The sequence below is a fragment of the Anaerolineae bacterium genome (assembly GCA_011176535.1).
In the GTDB taxonomy this organism is placed as follows: domain Bacteria; phylum Chloroflexota; class Anaerolineae; order Anaerolineales; family DRMV01; genus DUEP01.
Genome location: DUEP01000080.1, coordinates 1 through 20961, shown reverse-complemented (window position 1 = coordinate 20961; position 20961 = coordinate 1). Strand labels below are relative to the sequence as shown.

General features: G+C 65.2%; 16 protein-coding genes. 9 read left to right on the top strand and 7 right to left on the bottom strand.

What is annotated here, in order from left to right:
• The 6 genes from G4O04_07560 to hemW form a co-directional block, all read right to left on the bottom strand.
• A partial coding sequence (locus tag G4O04_07560) for a hypothetical protein (protein HEY58374.1) occupies positions 1 to 901 on the bottom strand: 901 nt, incomplete at its 3' end.
• A gap of 51 nt (positions 902 to 952) precedes the next feature.
• Positions 953 to 2470 (bottom strand): hypothetical protein, encoded by a 1518-nt coding sequence (locus G4O04_07555; GenBank protein HEY58373.1) that lies wholly within the window; start codon positions 2468 to 2470, stop codon positions 953 to 955.
• The gene (locus tag G4O04_07550; GenBank protein ID HEY58372.1) at positions 2467 to 4032 is read right to left on the bottom strand and encodes a hypothetical protein; all 1566 of its coding nucleotides are present in this window, start codon (positions 4030 to 4032) and stop codon (positions 2467 to 2469) included. Before G4O04_07550 ends, G4O04_07555 begins: the two co-directional genes overlap by 4 nt.
• A complete protein-coding gene (locus G4O04_07545; GenBank protein HEY58371.1) occupies positions 4019 to 5992 on the bottom strand; it encodes a hypothetical protein in 1974 nt (657 codons plus the stop codon). Before G4O04_07545 ends, G4O04_07550 begins: the two co-directional genes overlap by 14 nt.
• 9 nt (positions 5993 to 6001) lie before the next feature.
• Positions 6002 to 7252: a DUF2029 domain-containing protein gene (locus tag G4O04_07540; GenBank protein HEY58370.1), complete on the bottom strand. Its 1251-nt coding sequence runs from the start codon at positions 7250 to 7252 to the stop codon at positions 6002 to 6004.
• The gene (gene hemW / locus G4O04_07535) at positions 7236 to 8450 is read right to left on the bottom strand and encodes a radical SAM family heme chaperone HemW (GenBank protein HEY58369.1); all 1215 of its coding nucleotides are present in this window, start codon (positions 8448 to 8450) and stop codon (positions 7236 to 7238) included. The genes G4O04_07540 and hemW overlap by 17 nt, the downstream gene beginning before the upstream one ends.
• Positions 8451 to 8527: 77 nt before the next feature.
• Here hemW and G4O04_07530 point away from each other — a divergent pair, with 77 nt between their 5' ends.
• From G4O04_07530 to mutL, 3 genes are all read left to right on the top strand, one after another.
• A complete protein-coding gene (locus G4O04_07530) occupies positions 8528 to 8998 on the top strand; it encodes a hypothetical protein (protein ID HEY58368.1) in 471 nt (156 codons plus the stop codon).
• Positions 8999 to 9129: 131 nt separating this feature from the next.
• Positions 9130 to 9459, top strand: a complete 330-nt coding sequence (locus G4O04_07525) for a hypothetical protein (protein ID HEY58367.1) — start codon at positions 9130 to 9132, stop codon at positions 9457 to 9459.
• 45 nt (positions 9460 to 9504) lie between these two features.
• Entirely contained in the window at positions 9505 to 11271 is a 1767-nt protein-coding gene (gene mutL, locus G4O04_07520) for a DNA mismatch repair endonuclease MutL (GenBank protein HEY58366.1), read from the top strand.
• 27 nt (positions 11272 to 11298) lie between these two features.
• Here the strand turns inward: mutL and G4O04_07515 are convergent, their stop codons facing one another.
• Complete coding sequence (locus G4O04_07515) at positions 11299 to 13530, bottom strand: HD domain-containing protein (GenBank protein ID HEY58365.1); 2232 nt, start codon at positions 13528 to 13530, stop codon at positions 11299 to 11301.
• Between the two features lie 240 nt (positions 13531 to 13770).
• On the opposite strand from G4O04_07515, the gene G4O04_07510 reads away from it, so the two are divergent.
• The 6 genes from G4O04_07510 to G4O04_07485 all read left to right on the top strand — a co-directional run bounded on the left by G4O04_07510 (position 13771) and on the right by G4O04_07485 (position 20924).
• Positions 13771 to 17295: a hypothetical protein gene (locus G4O04_07510; protein ID HEY58364.1), complete on the top strand. Its 3525-nt coding sequence runs from the start codon at positions 13771 to 13773 to the stop codon at positions 17293 to 17295.
• Between the two features lie 80 nt (positions 17296 to 17375).
• Complete coding sequence (fabD, locus tag G4O04_07505) at positions 17376 to 18353, top strand: ACP S-malonyltransferase (protein ID HEY58363.1); 978 nt, start codon at positions 17376 to 17378, stop codon at positions 18351 to 18353.
• A 109-nt stretch (positions 18354 to 18462) separates the two neighbouring features.
• Entirely contained in the window at positions 18463 to 19233 is a 771-nt protein-coding gene (fabG, locus tag G4O04_07500; GenBank protein ID HEY58362.1) for a 3-oxoacyl-[acyl-carrier-protein] reductase, read from the top strand.
• 72 nt (positions 19234 to 19305) lie between these two features.
• The gene (locus tag G4O04_07495) at positions 19306 to 19671 is read left to right on the top strand and encodes an Asp23/Gls24 family envelope stress response protein (protein ID HEY58361.1); all 366 of its coding nucleotides are present in this window, start codon (positions 19306 to 19308) and stop codon (positions 19669 to 19671) included.
• Positions 19668 to 20117 carry a transcription antitermination factor NusB gene (nusB, locus tag G4O04_07490; protein ID HEY58360.1) on the top strand — a complete coding sequence of 150 codons (450 nt, stop codon included), beginning with the start codon at positions 19668 to 19670 and terminating at the stop codon, positions 20115 to 20117. The genes G4O04_07495 and nusB overlap by 4 nt, the downstream gene beginning before the upstream one ends.
• A 123-nt stretch (positions 20118 to 20240) precedes the next feature.
• The gene (locus G4O04_07485; GenBank protein HEY58359.1) at positions 20241 to 20924 is read left to right on the top strand and encodes a hypothetical protein; all 684 of its coding nucleotides are present in this window, start codon (positions 20241 to 20243) and stop codon (positions 20922 to 20924) included.
• Positions 20925 to 20961: the final 37 nt, after the last annotated feature.

Below are 20961 nucleotides of genomic sequence, written 5' to 3'. Positions count from 1 at the left end.
GAGCTGCCGTGTCAAACCCCTTGCCGTTATCCTCCACGCGCAGCACCACCTTTTGGTGCGTAATTTCCAATGACACCCGCACTTTGGTCGCCTCGCCCCGGTGGAGCGCATTGGCGGTCAACTCCTGCAACGCGCGGAAAAGGAACACCTCTTCGTAGGGCGCCAGTCGCCGCTGCGAACTGCCCGTGACCTGCACCTCAATATCCGCGCCGCTTTGTTCGCTCAGCATATCCAGATAGCGACGCACCGTGGGCACCAACCCCAGGTCGTCCAGCATCATGGGCCGCAACTGGAAGATGAACTCCCGCACTTCCTGGAAAGTCTTGGTAGCTGCGATCTTCAAATTCTGCAACTCGCCACGGGCGGCGTCGGGATCACGGTCGAACAGGCGCAAGGCAATTTCGCTTTGCAAAATAAAATTGGAAAGAGCCTGGGCCGGCCCGTCGTGCATTTGCCGGGAAAGCCGTCGGCGTTCCTCTTCTTGGGCCTGCACAATGGTCTCGACCGTCTTGAGGGGGCTCCGGCCCTCCTCGCTGCGCTCCATCTGGGCCAGTTGTTGCCGAATCTCCTCAATAAACTCCATCAGCCGTTGCAACTGGTCCCGCTCCCCCTCCATTTTCTCCAACTGACCGCGCATGATGAGATATCGCTGCTGGACCTCCAACGCCTTAGGATAAAGGTCTAGCACCGACTCCATGTCACCGCGCTTGCGTGCCTGCTCCAAAAAATCCAGGGCGCCTGTGGAACGACGGCCCAACCGTTCCACCTCCCCCTGCCCCTGCTCGATCAACAGGCCGAGTTCCTTCAACTCCTCCTGGATCTGATGATGCCACTGCTCCAGTTGGGCTTTCAGGGCTTCCAGAGGAGATTCCTTCCGCCCCGGCAAAGCGTTGGTCACCATGGAACGCCTCCTCGTACGGGCTCATTCGAATCAAGTATAGCATAAAGCCCCTCACCAGCGAAAACGACACACCTGCATCGGCGGACGATCAAAGAGGGCCACAAAACGCTTTTCGGCGCGAAAGACCACCCGGCAATTCTGCTCCAACAAGGGATAATCGCCGACAAAATCCACCAGGTATGCAGGGCGTTGTTGACGCACCCAGCCCGCCAACCTTTGAGGGTCCCCCAGCCAGGGAACGACCTCCGGACTGACCAGACCGGCCAAATCGAGCAAGGGTCGGTCGGCAAAGTACCCCAGCGCGCCGATGTCGTGGGCCGCCACCAGCGCCTCTTTTGCCGTGTGGGTCGCCACCCACCGCGCCGTGTCCACCATCTGCGACTCAATCACCGCCACATCTCGGCCATAAGCCCATGCGCCCAGAGGCAAAAAGGCCAGGGTCACTCCCAGCACCCCAAGCGCCCAAGCAGTGCCCAGAACCCGCCAAGGCCCCCGCCGCCAGCGGCCCAAGGCATCGGACAGGCCCCATAACCCCCACAGCAGCCCTACGGGCAGGACGGGCAGGACGTAACGCCCGTGTTGATACCCCACGGGCAAGCGGAGCGCATACACCCCGATGTGGGCTATAGCCCACGCCGGCCCGGCAAACCAGGTCCAGCGTCGCTGCTGCCACGCCTGCCAGCCGCCCCAGAGCCACCCCGGCAGCAAGAGCACCGCAGGGCCAGCCAGCAAAGGCGTCGTGACATGAGCCACTCGCCACCACCAGGGCTGCCTCAACAACGCGGCGTACTCCGCCTGCTTGGCGTAAAAGGTGTTGGGCCACCAGTGCCCGCCGATCCAATAATTGAAAAGCAGGTAGCTCCCTACCGGCAACGCAAAGCCCAGACCAGCCATCACGGCCCATCGCAGCGCCCGGGCGGGGCGAAAATCCGCCCCAATGACCAGCCCCATGCCCACGGGCAGCCCTAACAGCATGGCCTCGGGACGCAACCAGACCATCCCGCCGATGAACCATCCCAAAGCGCCCCAGAACCACGCTCGCCTCTGAAGGCCCTCCTGGTGAAGCCACCGTTCCTTTGGGTTCTGTCCCTCACCGAGCAGCGTTACCCAGCGCAACACCGCCAGGGCGCCCAGGGCAAAAAGCAAAGTCTCCATCCCCGAGAAGGCCGCCCAAACCAGATGCCACTCCCAGGCCAGCAACAGCCCCGCGGCCCACGCCCACTTTCGGCTTTCGGGGGGCGCCCAACGGGCCCACCAATCGCTCCCCAGCCAGGACAGCAACACTAAAGCGACGCCTCCCAAAAGCCAAGGCCACCACAGCGGCGTAAGGCGCAACCACACACCGGGCACCTGCAACATCACCCACAAGGGCGCCGTGGCACCGGCCGAAGGACGCCCGGCGACATACACCCAACCGTGGCCCTGAGCCAAATGGCGGGCGTAAGTCTGAAAAATCCAGGCATCATCCAAGGGGAAGCCCAGGCGGTAAGTGCGCGCCGCCGTGAAAAGGAAACCCGCCCCCGCCAGCGCCACCCCAGCGACCAGGCCCCAGCGTCCCTTCGCCGTCACGGTTGTTCCTCCAGGGCAAAAAGATGGACGCCTTCCACCGTGGTCACATACCGCCAGGCACCCCCATCTCGGGGGTGAGCGTAGAGGGCATCCAGTCCCCGGGGGTGGTCTTTTTCCAGCCACATCCAGGCGGCATGAAAACGGCGCGCTACAGCCGCGGCCGTGTCTGGCCCACCATCGGGGATCACGAAAGCCGGTGCATCCTGATGTACCCAGGCCCACGCCGGGGGATTGTTCACCAGCACAGCGGGCAAAGTTCCTCCGTTGCGCTGCGCCAGGGCCTGCCCCAGACGAACATAGCGCCGCTCGGCAGCCTGCCAAACGGGCCGCGTGGGGTCTGGCCCCACGACCCGTTGGGCCACCACCAGCATCGAAAGCAACGCCAGGATGGCCAGGCCACCGCCACCCAACACACTGGCCGATTGAGGCCAGGGCCATCTCCGCCTGTGGGCGGCCCAACGCAACCCGGCCTCCCCGCCCACGGCACCCCAGGCCCAGAGCATCGGCTGCAGGGCCGCCCCAGCATGGAAGAAGCCCCCACGCGCGCCAGGGAAAGGGAACAACACGGTCATCCCGACCAGGAGGGCCAGCCAGCCGCCCAAAGCTGCCTGGACGGTCAAGCGGTGGCGCTCCCGCCAAAACCCCCACACCATGAAAGGGAGGAGCACGATCTGGCCCTGCACAGCCCAGGCGGTAAGCAGGTTGCGGCGCAAGGCCCACCCCCAGGCGGCCAGCCATGCTGTGGGCCCCTGACTCCACCAGTGGACCAGGTTAAGTCGGGCAGCAGGGTAGGCAAACAACTCATCGTATGCGGTCAACCAAAGCACGCGCAGGCTCCCCGGTGGAGACAACGCCCCCCAGGTGTGAAGGTTGGCCACCCATCGCGGCGCATAACCCAAGAGATAGGCACCAACAAGGAACGCCAGATGCCGCCTGCGTTGCGCCCCCGAGACGCCCACTGTTATCGCCACCCCGGCCACCAGCAGCCAGAGGATCCCTTCGTTGCGGGTGAGATGCAACCCGGCGCTCAACAGGCCCAGGCCCATTGCCGCCCAGAGGCGCGGCCTTTCCTCCCAGGCCAGCAAAAGGAGCCAGAACAAGCCCCCTAACACGACGGTGGGGGAAAAGGTCTCGGTAACCGCCCAATAAGGGAGATAATACCCTGAAGCAATGGCCGTTCCTCCGGCAAAAAAGGCCAGGGGGCGGCGTCGGGTCAAACGCCAGGTGAGCAGGGCCGTCAAAGGGGGGAGCACCATCCCCAGGGCAAGAAAGGGCAACCGGGCCGCGGGATACCCCCCCGAGGTCCAGCAACGCAAACCCAGGGCGGCCAGCCAGGCGCTTAATGGAGCCCAGTAACCAAACGCAGGATGCGGCACCCCTGCGGGGTCATCCAGATAGTTCCACAGAAAAGGCTCTGTGGCCCCCTGCCCTGAAGCCATCCGGCGGCCCAGGACGGCGTAGTACTCCGCGTCCATGTAGCCCGGCCCCTGCTGAAACAAAGCCACGGCACTCAGGACAACGCCCTGCGCCAAAACCAGGAGGAGCAAGTCACGGAAGCGCATAGAGGGTGTATGCCTCGCCAAAGGTTTGTAAAGGGTGTAAATGGGCCTGGAAGGCCTCCCAGGCCGCCCAATCAAGGCTGGGATTTTGCTGGCGTAAAAACTTCACGCCGGTGTGATACACCAACACATCGGTATAGCCGGCCCTGCGCCAGGCATTCAGGATGGCCTCATGGGGGCCGTAACGCCACTGCGCGTGCCAGAAACGGTCCAGAATCTCATCGCCGGAGCACCGGGGCAGGCAATAGAACTCTCGCGGCTCCCATAGCAACAACACGCGACGCCCGGAAGGGAGACGACGGACGGCATCCATGGTTTGGGCGTACGGACCCAAGTTGTGTTCCAGGTAAGCCTGGGAGGAGATCTGCCCCAGGACAACCTCCGGAGCCCGATGTCGGATGACGACACTGGCATATTGCCCCAACGCCAACAGCACGCTCAGCGCTAACAATCCCTCCAAGGCCTGGGCCCTGCCACGCCAGGGCCGGGCGCGCAGGGCCTCAAAGCCCCAGACAGCCAGGAGGGCCAGGGCCGGAAAGACGGCAAAGTGCAACCGCGTCTGAGCGAGGTAGGTGTCGGCCAGGGCGGAGCATGCCCAGACCAGCACACCGCCCACCCCCACCCACGCCGTGGGGCCGAAGGCGGGATGGCGGCGACGCTGGCTCCAGGCGAAGGGGATAAAGACCAAAAGCCAGGGGCCAATGGAGGCGGCGTAGCCATCGCCCCCCTCCCGCCCCTGCCAGGTCGCCAGGAAGGGCAAAGCGAGCACCTTAGACCAGGGGAAGGGGGGAAGCAAATAACGGCGCAGCCGAAAGGAATCCACCACCCCAGCGGGTTTGAAGAAAGGATAGACCGGGTTCCCCGTGGCCCAAAGGTTCTTGAGCAGCCAGGGCGAGAAGGCCAAAAAGACGGTCAGGAGGAACACGAGGGGAAGCCCTGCCATGCGCAAGGGCAAAAGCTGGCCATACGAAGGATCATTTTGCCCTTTCGGTTGCCGCCAGGGGATCACGAGCACCCAGGCCAAACCAAGAAGGCCCAGGGTGCCAGCCGTGTATTTGGTCCCCATGGCCCACCCGGCCATGGCGCCCGCCCAGGCCACCCAGCGTAAGGCGTTGGCCCGGTCCACCTGAAAGGCGGCCAACAGCGCCAGAAACCCCAAACCATACAACGCGGTCCACTGATCCACATAGCCCCACGAAGCCAGTTCCCACCAGGTACGGCCCGCCATCAACACCCACCCGGCCACCCATCCGGCCAGGGGATGCACCCAATCGGCCGCCAAACCGACCACGCCCAGGGTCACCAACAGGGCAACCCACCACCCCAACACGGTGGCCGCCTGCGGGCCAAGCCATCCCATTGCCCAGGTGTAGTGCATCTCGGCTAACTGGGGCATGCCCCAAAAGAACGACGGGATAAAGGTCAACCGCCCCTGGGCCAGATAGCGGGCCGGGAAGGCCAGATGATACACCAACGCATCGAATTTCCAGGGTGGGGCCAAGGCCAGGGTGAGCGAAAGGGCGCTGGCCGCCGCCAACGCCCCCGCGGCCAGGGCGCCCCATCTGCCGGCGCGACGCACCAAACTGGCCAGAGCGCCCCAGGCACGCAGCCATGCGGCCACCGAAGGCACCAATGCCAGCAGTCCAGCCAGCCCCAGGGCGGCCAGGATGACCGGTCGCAACCCGCCCAGGGCCGCCAGCGCCGCCATCCCCATCCCCAAAAGGCCCAGGCCCACGGCGGCCTGCACCACCGCCGTACTCACGGGACCGCCGGTAGGCAACGCGGGCAAAAGACAACGGCCCAGTCCTCCCGCCAGGGCAATCCCCAGGCCGGTGAGGCCCACACGGGCCAGCGCCACTGCGCAAGCGCTCAGCGCGCGCTGTCCCAGAGGAGGGTGCAAAGCGTAATACCCTCCCACCACCACGCCCAACCAGAGCAGGACCCACAAGCGCCATGAACGCATCGGACAGGCTTACTCCACGAAAAGCGCATCCTCGCGCAACAAGGGAACGCGGGTGGCCCACACCCGCACGGTGTACAACATAAAGAAGACCAGCATCGGGAACGGGAAATACAACATAGGCGACTGGATGGGTTGCCCTCCCACCCAACGCAAAGTGCTCAAGAACAGCGCCCAATTGCCCACCATCGCCAGCACCCAGGTCCCCCAAAACAGACGCCTGCCGTAGGCCCAACGGGTGCACCAGTAGCCCCAAACCACCACCAAAGCGGGCAAAGTGACCATCAGATTCCCCGGATCCGTCTGGATGCCGCTCCATTGAGAGGCCAACAAGGTGAGGGAAAAGGTCCACAAGAAATGCGTGAAGGAACGCCCCCAAAGGGCGACCCATTCCGCCAGCAGGACGCCCCACACCAGGGCCGTCAGCACCCAGGCCAGCAAACGTCCCGGGCCAGGCAACGCCAGGCGGAGCACTTCCTGCGGGGAGCCAGGGGGGTTGTACGAAGGGTAAGCCAGGATCAGTCGCAAATCCTGAAGCCACCAGTCCGGCTGCAGCCAGGTGGCCGCGCCCAGCAGCACGACCAAGGTCCCGCCCAACCCCAGCCACACGCCCCAGCGCCGGCGGGAAGCACTCCACAACGCCACCAAAACCAGGGGTAACAGGGCGATATGAGGCTTGACGGTAGTCAGCGCCAGAATTGCCCCGCCAAGTCCATCCCGTCCGCGGGCGAGGGCATACACTCCCAACAGGAAAAAGGCCGTCTGCAGCACCACAAAATTGCCGTTGACCAGACCGCGTACAGAAAAATACCCCAGCAAGGTGTAAAGCAACAGGGCCGCCCGGGCCAGAGGACGAGGCGTCCAGGGTAAGAGGGGTAGCCAGAGTAGCACACCGACCACCAAAAGCACCTCGTTGACCACCATCCACAACGCCCGCGCCAGGGGGTAATCACCAACCAGGGCAAAGGGCGCAAAAAGGAATACGAAATGGAACGGATAAATGGGGCGATGCTGATTTTCCCAGGCGTAAGCCGGGCGCCCGTAAATTCGGCGTTGGATGTCCAAAATGACAGGCTGGCTGTAGGGGCTTTCACCCTGCAACAAAAAATGGCGTGCCGCGACCCAATAGTCCAGAAAATCCGTCCCGCCGGGGTTTTGGCGGGTAAAATGCACATGCACGCTCACCAAAGCCCCTAAGAGAGCGAGCAGAAGCGCGCCCCACAAAAGCCACCGCAACACAGCATCGTCACGAAAGGATGACATGGTCCCTTTCCTCGAGATAGCCGATGAACTCACGAAACACGACATTGCCCAGCAGGTACGCGCGGGGCGTCAGGCGCAGCCGCGCTGAGTCACCCCGTCCCACCCATTCCAGCAAGCCCCATTTGAGCAGGCGGGCGATGGGTTCGGCGTACCCCTCGGTCAGATCCACGCCAAAACGGCGACGAAAAGCCTGCCGGCTCACGCCCTCCTCGGTGAGGCGCAGGCCCATCATCATGGTAATCTCCATCGCTTCGGCGGGGGAAAGGCGGCGCGCCTCCACCGTGGCCGGGGTCTGGGGAAAAGGCAGCGAGGCGCGTGCCTCCCGCATCCGGCGAAGGTAGGCTTCGGGCGCGCGCACACTGACCGTGCGCACTCCGGCGATCCAACCATGCGCCCCGGCCCCCAGTCCCAGGTAGGGCTCGTTGCGCCAGTATTGCAGGTTGTGCCGACAGGCGTACCCTTCCTGCGCCCAGTTGGAGATCTCATACTGCCGATACCCCGCCTGGCTCAGTCGTCCTCCGGCCCACTCGTACATCGTCGCCGCCAGATCCTCATCGGGCGGCGACACCAGGCCCCGCGCCACCCAGGCCGCCAGAGGGGTGCCGTGTTCCAGGGTCAAGGCGTAAAGCGAAAGGTGCTCCGGGTGCAGCCCCAGGGCTAGGTCCACCGTGCGCTGCCAGTCCACTAGGGTCTGGTGCGGCAGGCCATAGATGAGGTCCAGATTGAGATTGGCAAACCCCGCCCGGCGCGCCCAGGCCACGCTTTGCGTCACCGCAAAGTAATCGTGAATGCGCCCCAAAAGACGCAGGGCCTCGGGCCGGGCCGCCTGCACCCCCAGGCTCAACCGGTTCACCCCCAGAGCACGCAATCCGCGCAGGTAATCCAGGGTCAGGGTGCCCGGGTTGGCCTCCAGGGTGACCTCAGCGTCGGGTAGCACGGTGAACCCCTCATGGACGACCTGCAACACCTTCTCCAGCCCCGCCAGAGGAGCCAGCGAGGGCGTGCCGCCGCCGAAATAGATGGTGTGCACGGTCAACCGCCGGGGGGCCGTCTGCGCCAGCCTTCGCATCTCGACCGCCAGGGCCTCCAGATAGGCGCCGACAAGGTCTTCCTTCCCGGCGTAGGTGTTGAAATCGCAATAGGTGCAGCGTTGCCGACAAAAGGGAAAGTGGAGATACAGGCTAACGGGAGCCATCATGGTTCGATTATACCCCGCCCTTCGGCACCCGCGGCGATGGTAAAATACAAAAAGCCCTGCCAGGAAGGGAGTTTCCCGTGCGCCTGCGCTCTCTGATCAGCGGCCTGGTCACCCTGTTGGGCCTGTTCGTCATCGCGCAGTTGTTGCTCACCATCTGGGCCCTGCAACCCGACTGGTTCCATGACCCCATGGCCGTCACCTGCGCCACCCTCTGGGCGCTGGCGGGCCTGGCCGGGCTGAGCGCCGCGCTACCCCATCCCCCAAAGGTGCCTTCCTCTCTCTGGGAGCGCCTGCCCTGGCTGGCCGCCGGGGTGCTGCTGGGCTTTGTCGGCCCCGGCATCTTCAGCGTCGGGTTCCACCTGTTCTTCAGCGGCTCGCTCCTCCTGCTGGCGGCGGCGCTGCGCACGCCTCGCAAGCGTTACGCCCTGGAGGCCTTGCTCACCGTCCTGCTCACCACCGGGGTCATCTTGGGGATCGCTTTCCTCACCGCGGCGGCCCACCCGGTGACGGAAGTTGTGGGCCAGGTAACCTCTTCGTACAAACGGTAACCAGGCCTCCCGCAGCGGCCTTTACTCGCCTTCAGGGCCTTTTCGAGATCCCTTTGCCCCGGCGAGGAGGGATGAGGATATCCAGCCCCGTTGGTCTCTGCCCCCTGCATCCGTTCGGTCCCTATAGCGAGGTGGCCCTATGTCTCCGTCAGAAACTCCCCAAACATCTGGTCATCGGCCTGTGGCTCCTCATTTGGGGCGCCTCGGCCGTCTACGCCCTGGTCGCCCAAGCGCGGCGCGCTGGGGGCTCCGGGGCCGACGCCGATCTGGACGGTCTGGCCCGCGCCCTGGTCCCCCTGGCCGTGTGGGCCCTCATCGGCGTCAGCACAGCCACCACGGGCCTCACCCATCTTTTCGCCCGGCAGGCAGCGCCTTACCAGGAGCGCCCTTTGGGGCTTGGACCGGTGCTGTTCAGCCTATACGCCGTTTCCCGCATCTGGCGCCTGCTTCGCCAGGGATAACCCAACTGCGCCACTTCCAGGATTGAAGCCGTGCCTGCCCCTGCCATCCACCTGCTGCCCCCCGAATTGGTCTCGCAAATCGCCGCGGGCGAGGTCGTCGAGCGACCGGCCTCGGTGGTCAAGGAACTCCTCGAAAACGCGCTGGACGCCAAAGCGCGCGACATTCGCATCACCGTGCGCGAGGCCGGACGACGACTCATCGAGGTGGCCGACGACGGCCACGGCATCCCCGCCGACCAACTGGCCCTGGCCGTGGCCCGTCACGCCACCAGCAAAATCCAGCGCGCCGATGACCTTTTCCACATCCTCACCTTAGGCTTTCGCGGCGAGGCCTTGGCCGCCATCGCGTCGGTCTCCCGCCTGACCCTCACCTCCCGCCCCCCTGAAGCCGAGATGGGCGCGCGCATCCGCGTCGAAGGCGGCCAGGCCGGGCCGGTGGAGCCGGTGGGCGCCCCGCCGGGCACCGTGGTGCGCGTGGAAGACCTGTTCTACAATGTGCCCGCCCGACGCAAATTCCTCAAATCCGACGCCACCGAGCGCCGCCACATCGACGCCCTGGTCACCCGCTACGCCCTGGCCTACCCCCAGGTGCGCTTTCGCCTGACCCAGGACGACCGCCTGGTGCTACAGTCCGACGGTCAAGGTGACCGTCGCAGCGTGCTGGCCACCCTGTACGGCCCCGACCTGGCCCGCCGCATGTTGCCTGTGGACGACGAGGCTCCCGGCGTCCGCGTGAGCGGCTTCGTCAGCCCCCCCGACCTCACCCGTTCCCACCGCCGGGATATGGTGTTCTTCGTCAACGGGCGGCCCGTGCAGGACGCGGCCCTAAGCGCGGCGCTGCTCAAGGGCTATCACACCCTGCTCATGGTGGGGCGCTACCCCATTGCCGTGCTCTTCGTCGAACTATCCCCCGAGGCGGTGGATGTCAATGTGCATCCCACCAAGGCCGAAGTGCGTTTCCGCCAGCCCGACCGGGTGTTCCGCGCCGTGCAACAGGCCGTGCGCAAGGCGCTCCTGGCCCACACCCCCATCCCCGATCTGGACGCCGACCTGCCGCACCCCTTCTGGGGAACGGCACCGCCCTCAGGGACGGCACTCCTCCCCAATTTCCCAGCCCGGCCCCAGGGTTCCCGCGCCGGGGCCTCCGGGGAAACGGTCCGGACCTCAGGGGCCGGCCCCCAACTCCCGGAAACGGCCCCCACCCCGGGAGCGTTGCCCGGCACCGAACGCATCCCCCTGTTGCGCCTGGTGGGGCAGATCGCGGCCACCTACCTCGTGGCCGAAGGGCCGGACGGGCTGTACCTCATCGACCAGCACGCGGCCCACGAACGGGTGCTGTTCGAGCGCTTCATGGCCCAACGCGAAGCCAGCGCCCCCTCCCAGACGCTGCTGGAGCCGGTCACCGTGCACCTGCCGCCCCAGCAGGCCCGCCTGCTGGAGGAGCAGTTGCCTTACCTGGGGCGTTGGGGCTTCGAAGTGGAGCCTTTCGGCCCGGGGACCTTTCGTGTGCGGGCGGTGCCCACCCTGCTGGCCGGGATGGACCCGGCGGCGGCCCTGCGGGCCCTGGTGGAGGACTTTGAAGAGGACGAAACGCCTTTGCAGGGGCACATCGAAGCGCGCATCATCGCCCGGGTGTGCAAGCGGGCCGCGGTCAAAGCCGGGCAGGTGCTCTCGCCCCAGGAGCAGGAAGCCCTGCTGCGCGACCTGGAGGCCTGCGAAAACCCCCGCTCCTGCCCCCACGGTCGGCCGACCATGATCCGCATTGCGCTGGATGCGCTGGAGAAACGTTTTGGGCGCCTGGGGCCACGATAAGCGGAACACATCGAGCAGCCGAGCCGCTCAATAGGCGGCGTTGTGGTTTTCGTCCGGGGAAACCAGACGCAGGAACTGGCGCACCACGCGGGGGTCGAACAACACCCCGGCGTTTTCTCGCAGATAGATCAGGGCGGCATAATGGGGGTAAGCCGGGCGATAGGGGCGGTCGGAGGTCAACGCATCCCACACATCCACCACGGCCAGCACGCGCGCCTCGAGCGGGATGTCTTCGCCCCGCAGCCCATCCGGGTAACCGCTGCCATCCCAGCGTTCGTGATGATAACGCACCATGTGGCGCACGATGGGCGAAATGTGGGGGATTTCGCCCACGATCTCATCGCCCCACACCGAGTGCTGGCGCACCAGAGCGAACTCCTCCTCAGTCAGCGGCCCCGGCTTGAAAAGCACGGCATCGGGCACGCCCACCTTGCCCAAATCGTGGAGCAACGCACCCCAGCGCAACGCGGCCAGATCCTCGCCCTTGAAACCCAGGGTTCTGCCCAAACTGACCGTCAAGGCCGCCACTCGCTTACTGTGCCCTCGGGTGGCCTGACTGCGCCGGCCCACGGTGCGCGCCCAGGCGTGCAAGGCGCCATCCAGGGCGGCCTTCAACTCGCGGTTCGTGCGTTCCAGCGCACGCCAGGTCGCCGTCTGTTCCAACACGATGGCCGCCTGATACGCATAAGCCGAAAGGTTAGTCCACCACTCGCGGCGTTTGGGAAACGGCTGGGTGTGGAAAATCTCCAACTGCCCCATCAGGCGGCCATGAGCCATGAGGCGGAACGCCGCAAAGGCACGCAGACCGCTATCGCGCAAGGCCTGGTAGAGGGAGGCAGGCAGCAGGTCTGCCTGCTCGTCGATATCGTAGATCACGAAGGGCGAAAAGGCCTCGGAGGCCTGCATACTGACCAAACGCGCCCTTGAGATGGCCACCGAGCGAACGGCTTCCGGCACCCGGCCATCGAAAGCCAGGCAGACAAACTGCTCTGCCGCGTCCCCCTCCAAGGAGGCACCCCAAATGGCCGCCCCAGGCAGGTGAAAGGCGTGCCGCAAACGGCGCAGCAACACGCGCAGCACCTGATCCCGGGCCCTGCCCAACCCCAACCAGCGGGAGGTCATCGCCTGATCCACGGCCCGCAGGTTGCGCAAATGGCGCACCTGGCTGCGCAGCCGACGCACCAGAGCCTCGCGCACCAAAGCCCCATCCACTGCCTGCCCCACCAAAGGCAAGATCTCCCACACCCACAAGGGCAACTGCTGCGGCTGTTCCCACCCAAAAAGCGCCAGGCCATGGCTCAGGGGCAATGGCTCGACCCACAACATCCGCACCCGCTGCCATGCCGGGCCCAACGCCTGCACTGTCTCGGGGAGCGTTTCGCCTGGTGAAAGGGACCACAGCCCGGTGGGCAGGTCTTCCCAGGCGCTCGGGGGTATCGCAGGCGGTGGCCCCTGGGAGGCCGGGGCGAAAAACAAAGCCCGGGCGGTTTGCCCACCTTCCCCCTCCGCGGCCAGAAACACCGCTCCTGCTACAGCCTGGCTCAAAGCGAGCACCTCCTGCCCAAAACGTGTGGCGATCTCCTCCAGGCGTTGCGCCTTCCGCAACGCCGCATAGAACCGGGAAAGGCGCTCGCGCATGGCCAGCCGCCGGGCCAGGGCTTCGCGGGTCGTCAGATGCTCCAAAGCCAGGCCCAAAAAGCGGGCCAGGGTGCTCAAAAAGAACTCGTCCTGGGCATCGAAAGCCCGCCGACGTGGGCTTTCCACGCCGATCACGCCCAGCAACCCTTCCGCTCCTGGGATTGGCACATCCAGTTCCGCCCGGGTGTCTGGATGGACCGGGAAATAATCGGGGTCCCGATGCACATCGGCCACCCGTTGGGGCTGGCCGGTGTGCCAAGCCCGGCCCATGATGCCCTCGTCCACAGGCAAAAAGTCCTGGCTGGGTGGGTGCTTTCCCCGATGGGCGACCACCTCCAACGCCCCCCGCTGGGGGTTGTAAAGCAAAATGCCCACATGGTGGGCCGGGAACCCCGGAAACAGATGGCGCGCGATGGCGTCAGCGGCGGCTTCCACCAGCGCCTTCTTGTCCTCTGCCTGCACAGCCGCGGGGAGCCAGTCCACCAGGGCCTGGTAGGCGCGCAAATACCGGCGCACCCGCCACCATCGGATACCAAAGGCCAACGCCAACGCGCCTGCCAGCAGCAGAAGCACGAGCACCCACAAAAGCGCTCCCTGCCCAAAATCCACAACTTCCTCCATCCGGCTCCCTGGCGATGTGCAGAGCCGCCTGGCCAAAAAACTGGACTTCCTTTTCAAAATCGGGGTCGATACCTTCATTTCATTTTACACCACCTTACATAGCGATGTGGCTCCCTGGGCTCAGGTTTTCTGAAACCCATGGCCGTACCTGGCCCTGTGCCTCACTCTTCCATTGGGTTTTCCAGGTATAATCACCCAGGAGGCGTTGACCTAAACCCGATTCCTCTACGGAGATACCCCATGAGTTCCCTCAACCGACGCTGGTTTGCCTTGTTGCTCGTCCTGGCCCTCTGGGCCGGGGTGCTGACCGCCTGTCAACCCCCAGCCTCGGTACCCTCCACGCCGAAGATGACCGAGCCCCTGGCTTCCACGCCGCCAGCGCAAACCGACCATGTGGTCATCAGCGAAATCATGGGCGGCGTTAAAGGGAACAACAACCATGATTTCATCGAACTGTACAACCTCGGCCCCGAACCGGTGGATTTGCAGGGCTGGTCCCTCTGGTATCGCCTGAGCGATGACGAGAAACCCCAACTGGTGGTTCGCTGGCAACACAGCGCCTTCATCCCCCCCGGCGGGCACTACTTGCTGGTGCATACCGGCGAGGATTTCGGCCTGGCGGCCGATGCCTTCTTTGAAACGCCCTTTGCCCCGGCTCGCGGCGGCCTGCAATTACGCCGCACCGACGGCAGCCCGGTGGACAGCCTGGCGTGGGGCAACGGCCCGGCTTCTTTCGCCGAGGGGCAGCCAGCGCCGTCCATGCGCAACGGTCAAAGCCTGGAACGCCTGCCCGGCGATGCGCAGGGCAACGGCCAGGACACCGACGACAACGCCCACGACTTCACCGTTCGCGACACCCCCCAGCCCGAGAACAGCGGCAGTCCCTTACTGGCTGCCTTCGCCCTGCCGGCCCAACTGCGCCTGAGCGTAGCGGCTCAGGTCAACCCCGGTACCGACTTCACCCTGGAAGCCACCCTCACCGCCGACAAGCCGCTGGGAGAGGTCACCGTGTGGCTGCCCCTACCGCCTGAAGTGGCCTACCCGCCCAAGGGCATCCAACTTGAGCCCAACACTCCCGTGGAGGTGGACGACAAAACCCACCGTATCCGCTGGACACCGGACCTGAGCGCCACTTCCACCGCCACACTGCAGATGACTTTCCAGGCCCCCTGGACCTACACCACTCTGGTCTTCAACGGCGCCTACGCCCAGGCCGAGGGACGCTACGCCTTCGCCGTCCCCCTGCCTGTAGAGGTAGGTGGTGGGGCCATCCCCATCGCCGTGGCCCGTCAACTCGTGGGCGAAGAGGTGGTGGTCGAGGGGGTGTCCACCATGTACACCGGCGGCTACTACGCCGGGAGCGGCAATGTCAAGTTCTACCTGCAGGACGAAACCGGCGGCATCCAGGTTCAGGTGTTCGGCGGTGAAGGGGCGGTAAACGTGCCCATTGGCGCGCGGGTGCGCGTGCGGGGCGAAATCGGCAAATACCGGGGCGCGGTCCAGATCGTGCCTAAGGAGGTGCCGGCCGACATCGAGATCCTCGCCCCGCCGGGAGGAGAAGAACCTCAACCGCTCATCGTCTCCCTGGCCCAGGCCGACGACCCAGCCCTGGAAGGCCAACTCATCCAGGTGGAGGGCACCCTGGTCAACATCCGTGAGTCCACCTACAACTACACCCTTGACCTGGTGGACGAGGCCGGGCACGCCCTTTCGGTGTATGTGGACAAGAACACGCGCATCACCATGGAAGACTTCCAGGGCGGTGAGCAGGCCCGGCTCACCGGCATCCTGGAAGAACGAGACGGCGTGCGGTACCTTTACCCCCGGCGGCAAAGCGACCTGGAACGCATCTACCCGCCGGTGGTCATGCTGGACCTGAACGCCCCCATCCAGGTTCAACCCGGCGAAACGTTTACCGTCACCCTCACGGCCATCAATCACACCGAACAGGATCTCACCCAGGTACGCATCATCCTGCCCGTGCCCCAGGGAGTAGGCGTTGCCGCCCTTTACGACAACGGGCAGGTGCAGAACGGCACCATTGTCTGGTCGTTGGCCAGGCTGCAGGCCAACGGTGGGACCGCTCAGGTAAGCGTCGACCTGCAGGCCCGCCAACCCGTAGGGGACCACTTCGTCCTGGCCGGCGCCCAGATCACCGCCGACCAGTGGCCCGAACCCGCCACGGCCCCCACCCGCTTCGTTTTCCTAGGCGACACCGTGCCCATCTGGGCCATCCAGGGCGAGGGCTTCCACTCGCCCTATGCGGGCGAGACCATGAGCACCCAGGGCGTGGTCACCGGGGTCTTCCCCGGCCTGCACGGCTTCTGGATTCAAAACCCCAACCCCGATGACGATCCCCACACCTCGGAAGGGTTGTTTATCACCCTGCCCGAACTCGCCAAACCCAAAGTGCAGCCGGGCGACCTGGTGGAGGTCACAGGCACGGTGCGCGAAGCCTGGCAGCAAACCACCATCCAGGTGGCCAGCAGCAACAATGTGCAGGTGCTGGCCGAAGCGCAGCCCACCCCAACGCCGGTCCCCCTGGACCCGCCGCGCGACCCCGACGCCTCGCTGGCCTACTACGAAGCCCTGGAAGGAATGCTGGTGACCGTGCCGGTGGAGGCCATCGCTGTGGCGCCCACCAACCGCTACGGCGAAACCGTGGTCGTCCGCGCCGACCGCTACACCACGCCGCACCTGCACCGCGGGGAGCCCAACGGCCATGCCATCATTGTGGACGACGGCTCTTACGGCTCCTTCAACTATGCCGAGGGGATGCTCTACCGCGCCGCCACCGGCGACACCCTGACCAACCTCTTTGGCCCCCTGGCGTACACCTACGGGCGCCACAAAATCGAGCCCCTGGTCACCCCTCAGGTGGAGCCCACGGAGCACCAGGTGGCCCAACTGGACCCGGTGCCAAACGACGACCTGCGGGTGATGACCTGGAATGTCGAGAACCTGTTCGACGACCGGGAGCCGCATCCCACCAGCAGCCCGCCCATGCCGCTGCCCAAGGAATACGACACCGCCCTGGCCAAAGTGGCCAACACCATCCTCTGGGCCGGCTGCCCCACCGTGGTGGCGGTTCAGGAAGTGGAAAACATCCATGTCCTGGAAGACATCGCCGCTCAGTCCGCCTTGAGCACCTGTCCCTACCAGCCCGTGCTCATCGAGGGGCACGACAGCCGGGGCATCGATGTGGGCTACTTAGTGCGCCGTGACCAGGCCGAAATCCTGGAAACGGAGCAGTTCGATGCGCCTGAGGGCATCACCCCCCGCCCGCCCCTGATGCTGCACCTGCGGTTGCACGGCCCCAACGGCCCTTTCGAGGTCTATCTGCTCAACAACCACTTCTACTCCATGGCGGGAGGCGTGGAAGCCACCGAACCCCGCCGGATCGCCCAGGCCAGGTGGAACCTGCAGGTGATGGAGCAAATCCGCCAGCGCGACCCGCAGGCCCGCTTCATCGTGCTGGGCGACCTCAACGCCTACTACGACTCGGCGCCCATTGAGGTCTTCCGCCAGGCAGGGATGCACCATGTGATGGAAGGGATGGGGCCGGAGGAGCGCTACTCTTACATCTACCAGGGCGAAACGCAAACCCTGGATCACATCCTGGTCTCCCCGGACCTCATGGACCTCCTGAACCGGATGCAGGTGCTGCACCTGGACGCCGACTATCCACCTCCCCCCAAGGAGGACACCACCCCCATCCGCAAGTCGGACCACGACCCGGTCATCACCGATTTCCATCTGCCGTAGCCCAGACGCCCTGCCGGTGTTAAAAGACCTGACAGGTGATCTCAACCTGTCAGGTCTTTATCCCAACCTGGAGCCTCGTTATGCTGGATCCAAAAACCACCGTTGCCTTGTTCCCCGGCCAGGGCTCCCAGAAAATCGGCATGGGTCGCGCCCTGGCCGAGGCGTTCCCTGTGGCCTGGGAGACCTTCGCCGCTGCCGATGAAATCCTGGGCTTCCCCCTCACGCGGCTGATGTGGGAAGGCCCTAAGGAAGCCCTCAACGATACGGCGAACACCCAGCCCGCCCTGCTGACCCACTCCCTGGCCGCCTGGCGGGTGCTGCAGGAAATCGCCCCGGATTTTCGCCCAGCTTACATGGCCGGGCACTCCTTAGGCGAACTGAGCGCCCTGACCGCCGCCGGCGCGCTGGACTTTGCCGACGCCGTGTGCCTGGTGCGCGTGCGCGGGGAGGCCATGCGCCGCGCCGGGGAAGAAAACCCCGGCCGCGTGGCCGCCATCCTGGGCCTGGAAGCCGCGCAGGTGGAGGCCCTCTGCGCCCAGGTCAGCACCCCCAAAGCCCCGGTCCAGGTGGCCAACGACAACAGCCCCGGCCAGGTGGTCGTCGCTGGGGCCACGCCCGCCGTGGAAGCCGTCATCCAAAAGGCCCGGGAGGCCGGCGCCCGTCGGGTGCTCCCCCTGAAGGTGAGCGTGCCCGTGCACACGGTGCTCATGGAGCCCGCCCGCGCCACCTTCACCGCCGCGCTGGAGCAGGTCACGGTTCACCCGCCGCAGGTACCGGTCATCGGCAACACCTCGGCGCAGCCCCTCACCACAGCCGACGAGGTGCGCGCCGAACTCGCCGCCCAACTCACCGGCCGCGTCCGCTGGACCGAAACCATGCGCTATCTGCTGAGTCAGGGGATGCGCACCTTCCTCGAACTGGGCAGCGGCACGGTACTGCTCAACCTGGCCAAACGGTTCGACCGCTCCCTTCGCCTCATCCCCCTGGGCACGCCGGGGGATTTCGAGGGGTGTGGGGATGAGAGGTCATTGAGGCAATTGGGACAATTGAGGGATTGAGAAAGATAGGAGGACAAGAGGAGGCGTTTGGGGAAACCGCCTTCTCTCCAATACCCCAATCCCTCAGCCCCTCAACTCCCCCACCATCCGTTATAATTGAGGTGCCATGATGTACGCAAACCTGCCTGCAACCCTTTCGCTGAAGGACAAGGTCGCCGTGGTGACCGGCGCCTCGCGCGGCATTGGCCGCGCCATTGCCATCGAACTGGCCCGCCGGGGCGCTGCCTTGGTGGTCAATTACAACCGCTCGGCCGAGGCCGCCCAGGAGGTCGTGCAGAGCATCCGCGAGTTCGGCGGCCAGGCCGAGGCCTTTCAGGCCGATGTGTCCGACTTCGAACAGGCGCAGAACCTGATCAAGTTCGCCATCCAGACCTTCAGCAACCTGCACATCCTGGTCAACAACGCCGGCATTACCCGCGACCAGGTCATCATGCTGATGAGCGAAGAGGACTGGGATGAGGTCCTGCGGGTCAACCTGAAGTCCACCTTCAACTGCTCCAAGGCCGCGGTGCGGCACATGATGCGCAAGCGCTACGGGCGCATCATCAACATCACTTCGGTGGCCGGGCAAATCGGCAACGCCGGCCAGACCAATTACTCGGCTTCCAAAGCCGGGCAAATCGGTTTCACCAAGGCCCTGGCCCGCGAGGTGGCCTCGCGCAACATCACGGTCAACGCCATTGCCGCGGGCTACATCGAAACGGACATCTGGGCCAATGTGCCCGAAGCGATGCGCCAGCAGGTGTTGCAACTCATCCCCCTGGGCCGCAAGGGCGAGCCGGAGGAGATCGCCTACGCCGTGGCCTTCCTGGCCTCGGATCAGGCAGCCTACATCACCGGGCAAATCCTGGGCGTGGATGGCGGCATGGCCATGGCATGAGTCCGATGTCGCGTTTTGGGCTGGCCCAGGGAGGCAAAACGCGCACAATTCCCACTCCAATTGAGGTGAAGCGTGGAGATGGAAAGCGTAACCCCAGGAAAGACCACCGTGGCCCCCGAGGTCATGGTCGCCATTGCGCGGATGGCCGCATTGGAAGTTCCGGGCGTGCACGCCCTGGCCCCCGTCCCCGGCGGGGTCAACCGGCTCTTCAAGCGGGGGGCCGGCGAGGGCGTCCAACTGGAGATCACCGACAATGTGGTGGATGTCGATCTCTACCTGGTGCTGGAACACAATGTAAACCTGCGCCAGGTGAGCCGCGAAGTGCAAAAAGCCGTGGCCCGGGCCATTGAAGAAATGGTCGGCATGGCCGTGGGCCACATCAATGTGCACATCGAAGACATCCACTACCCGAACAACGGAAGCACGACCTCATCATGAAGGCTCGCACCCACGCTCGCGCCATCGCGCTTCAAGTGCTTTACGAACTAGATCTCACCAACCACACGCCGGGCACCGCCCTGCGCGAGCGGCTGGCGGAACACCCTCTGGAGGACCGATTGGCCGAGTTCGCCCGCCAAATCACCTTTGGGGTGGTGCCCCTGCGCCCTATTTTGGACGATCACATCGCCCGTCATGCGCCCGAATGGCCCATCGAACACATCTCCCCCATTGACCGCAACATCCTGCGCATCGCCCTGTGGGAGATGGCCATTTACGGCCAGACCCCCCTCAAGGTGGCCATCAATGAAGCCGTGGAACTGGCCAAACGCTACGGCTCGGACAGTTCGCCGCGCTTCATCAACGGCGTGCTGGGGAGTTTAGCCAAGCACATCAACGATTTGCGGCAAAGCCTGGCCCCTTACGCCACCGATCCCGCCGCGTAAGGGGCTTTTTCTGCATCCCGCCCCGGAGGGCGGCCCCCCCACACACACAGAGCCGGGCGCGCGCTCCACATCCGGCCTTTTCCTCAATCCTCTCAGGGGGCATCCTGAACGATGAAGACTTCCATGCTGGTCCCTGGTCGTCCCTGGAGCCTCGGCGAGCGTCTGTTCGCCGGAACTGGTGCGCTGTGGACCTTAGGCACGGCAGGGTATGGCCTGTGGTGGGCTTACTTTGGCTACACGAAGTACGGCCTGGCTGCCGCCGCCCTCTGGCCCCGTCCCTACCTGCTGGCCTCTGCGTTGGGGGCCCTCCTCACCCTGGCCTACGCCTTCCCTCGCTGGCGCCGCGCTCGTGCCCTGTGGCGGCTCACCCCTCAGGGGATCTCCCCTGGGCCCAGGCAGCCCACCATCCCCTGGAAGGAGGTCCAGGGCCTGGTCACCGACTTCGCCCCCCATCACCAACGCCTGCACCTGCTGACGGCCAAAGGCCGCTGGCAAATCACGCCCGTCCCCCAAGCCATTAGACAGGCCCTATCCTACCTCCAAGTCCAACTTTACCCCCACCTCGCCGCCCGTTGGCGCCAGACCTGGGAGCAGGGTCAGGCCATCCCTTTAGGACGCTGGCTGGCCTGGCCGAACGGCATGCAAATCGGGCGCCGTCACATCCCCTGGCAGGAGATGCAGCGTCTTCATCTTGCCCAGGGGCACCTCGTGATAGAATTAGCCCACCGCTCCTTCCGGCAACCGGTGCATCGCGTACCCAACGCCGCCCTGTTCATCCGCTGGCTGTATCAAGAGGGACATCCATGAAGCCCACCTCCCGCTCTCTGATGCTGGCCGTTTTTAT

Bases quoted from the DNA above. Each gene is read 5' to 3' on its own strand.
- G4O04_07485 (HEY58359.1), top strand. From the start codon at position 20,241: ATGCTGGTCCCTGGTCGTCCCTGGAGCCTCGGCGAGCGTCTGTTCGCC.
- G4O04_07545 (HEY58371.1), bottom strand. From the start codon at position 5,992: ATGCGTTCATGGCGCTTGTGGGTCCTGCTCTGGTTGGGCGTGGTGGTG.
- G4O04_07510 (HEY58364.1), top strand. From the start codon at position 13,771: ATGAGTTCCCTCAACCGACGCTGGTTTGCCTTGTTGCTCGTCCTGGCC.
- G4O04_07540 (HEY58370.1), bottom strand. From the start codon at position 7,252: ATGTCATCCTTTCGTGACGATGCTGTGTTGCGGTGGCTTTTGTGGGGC.
- nusB (HEY58360.1), top strand. From the start codon at position 19,668: ATGAAGGCTCGCACCCACGCTCGCGCCATCGCGCTTCAAGTGCTTTAC.
- G4O04_07550 (HEY58372.1), bottom strand. From the start codon at position 4,032: ATGCGCTTCCGTGACTTGCTCCTCCTGGTTTTGGCGCAGGGCGTTGTC.
- fabG (HEY58362.1), top strand. From the start codon at position 18,463: ATGTACGCAAACCTGCCTGCAACCCTTTCGCTGAAGGACAAGGTCGCC.
- G4O04_07515 (HEY58365.1), bottom strand. From the start codon at position 13,530: ATGGAGGAAGTTGTGGATTTTGGGCAGGGAGCGCTTTTGTGGGTGCTC.
- fabD (HEY58363.1), top strand. From the start codon at position 17,376: ATGCTGGATCCAAAAACCACCGTTGCCTTGTTCCCCGGCCAGGGCTCC.
- hemW (HEY58369.1), bottom strand. From the start codon at position 8,450: ATGATGGCTCCCGTTAGCCTGTATCTCCACTTTCCCTTTTGTCGGCAA.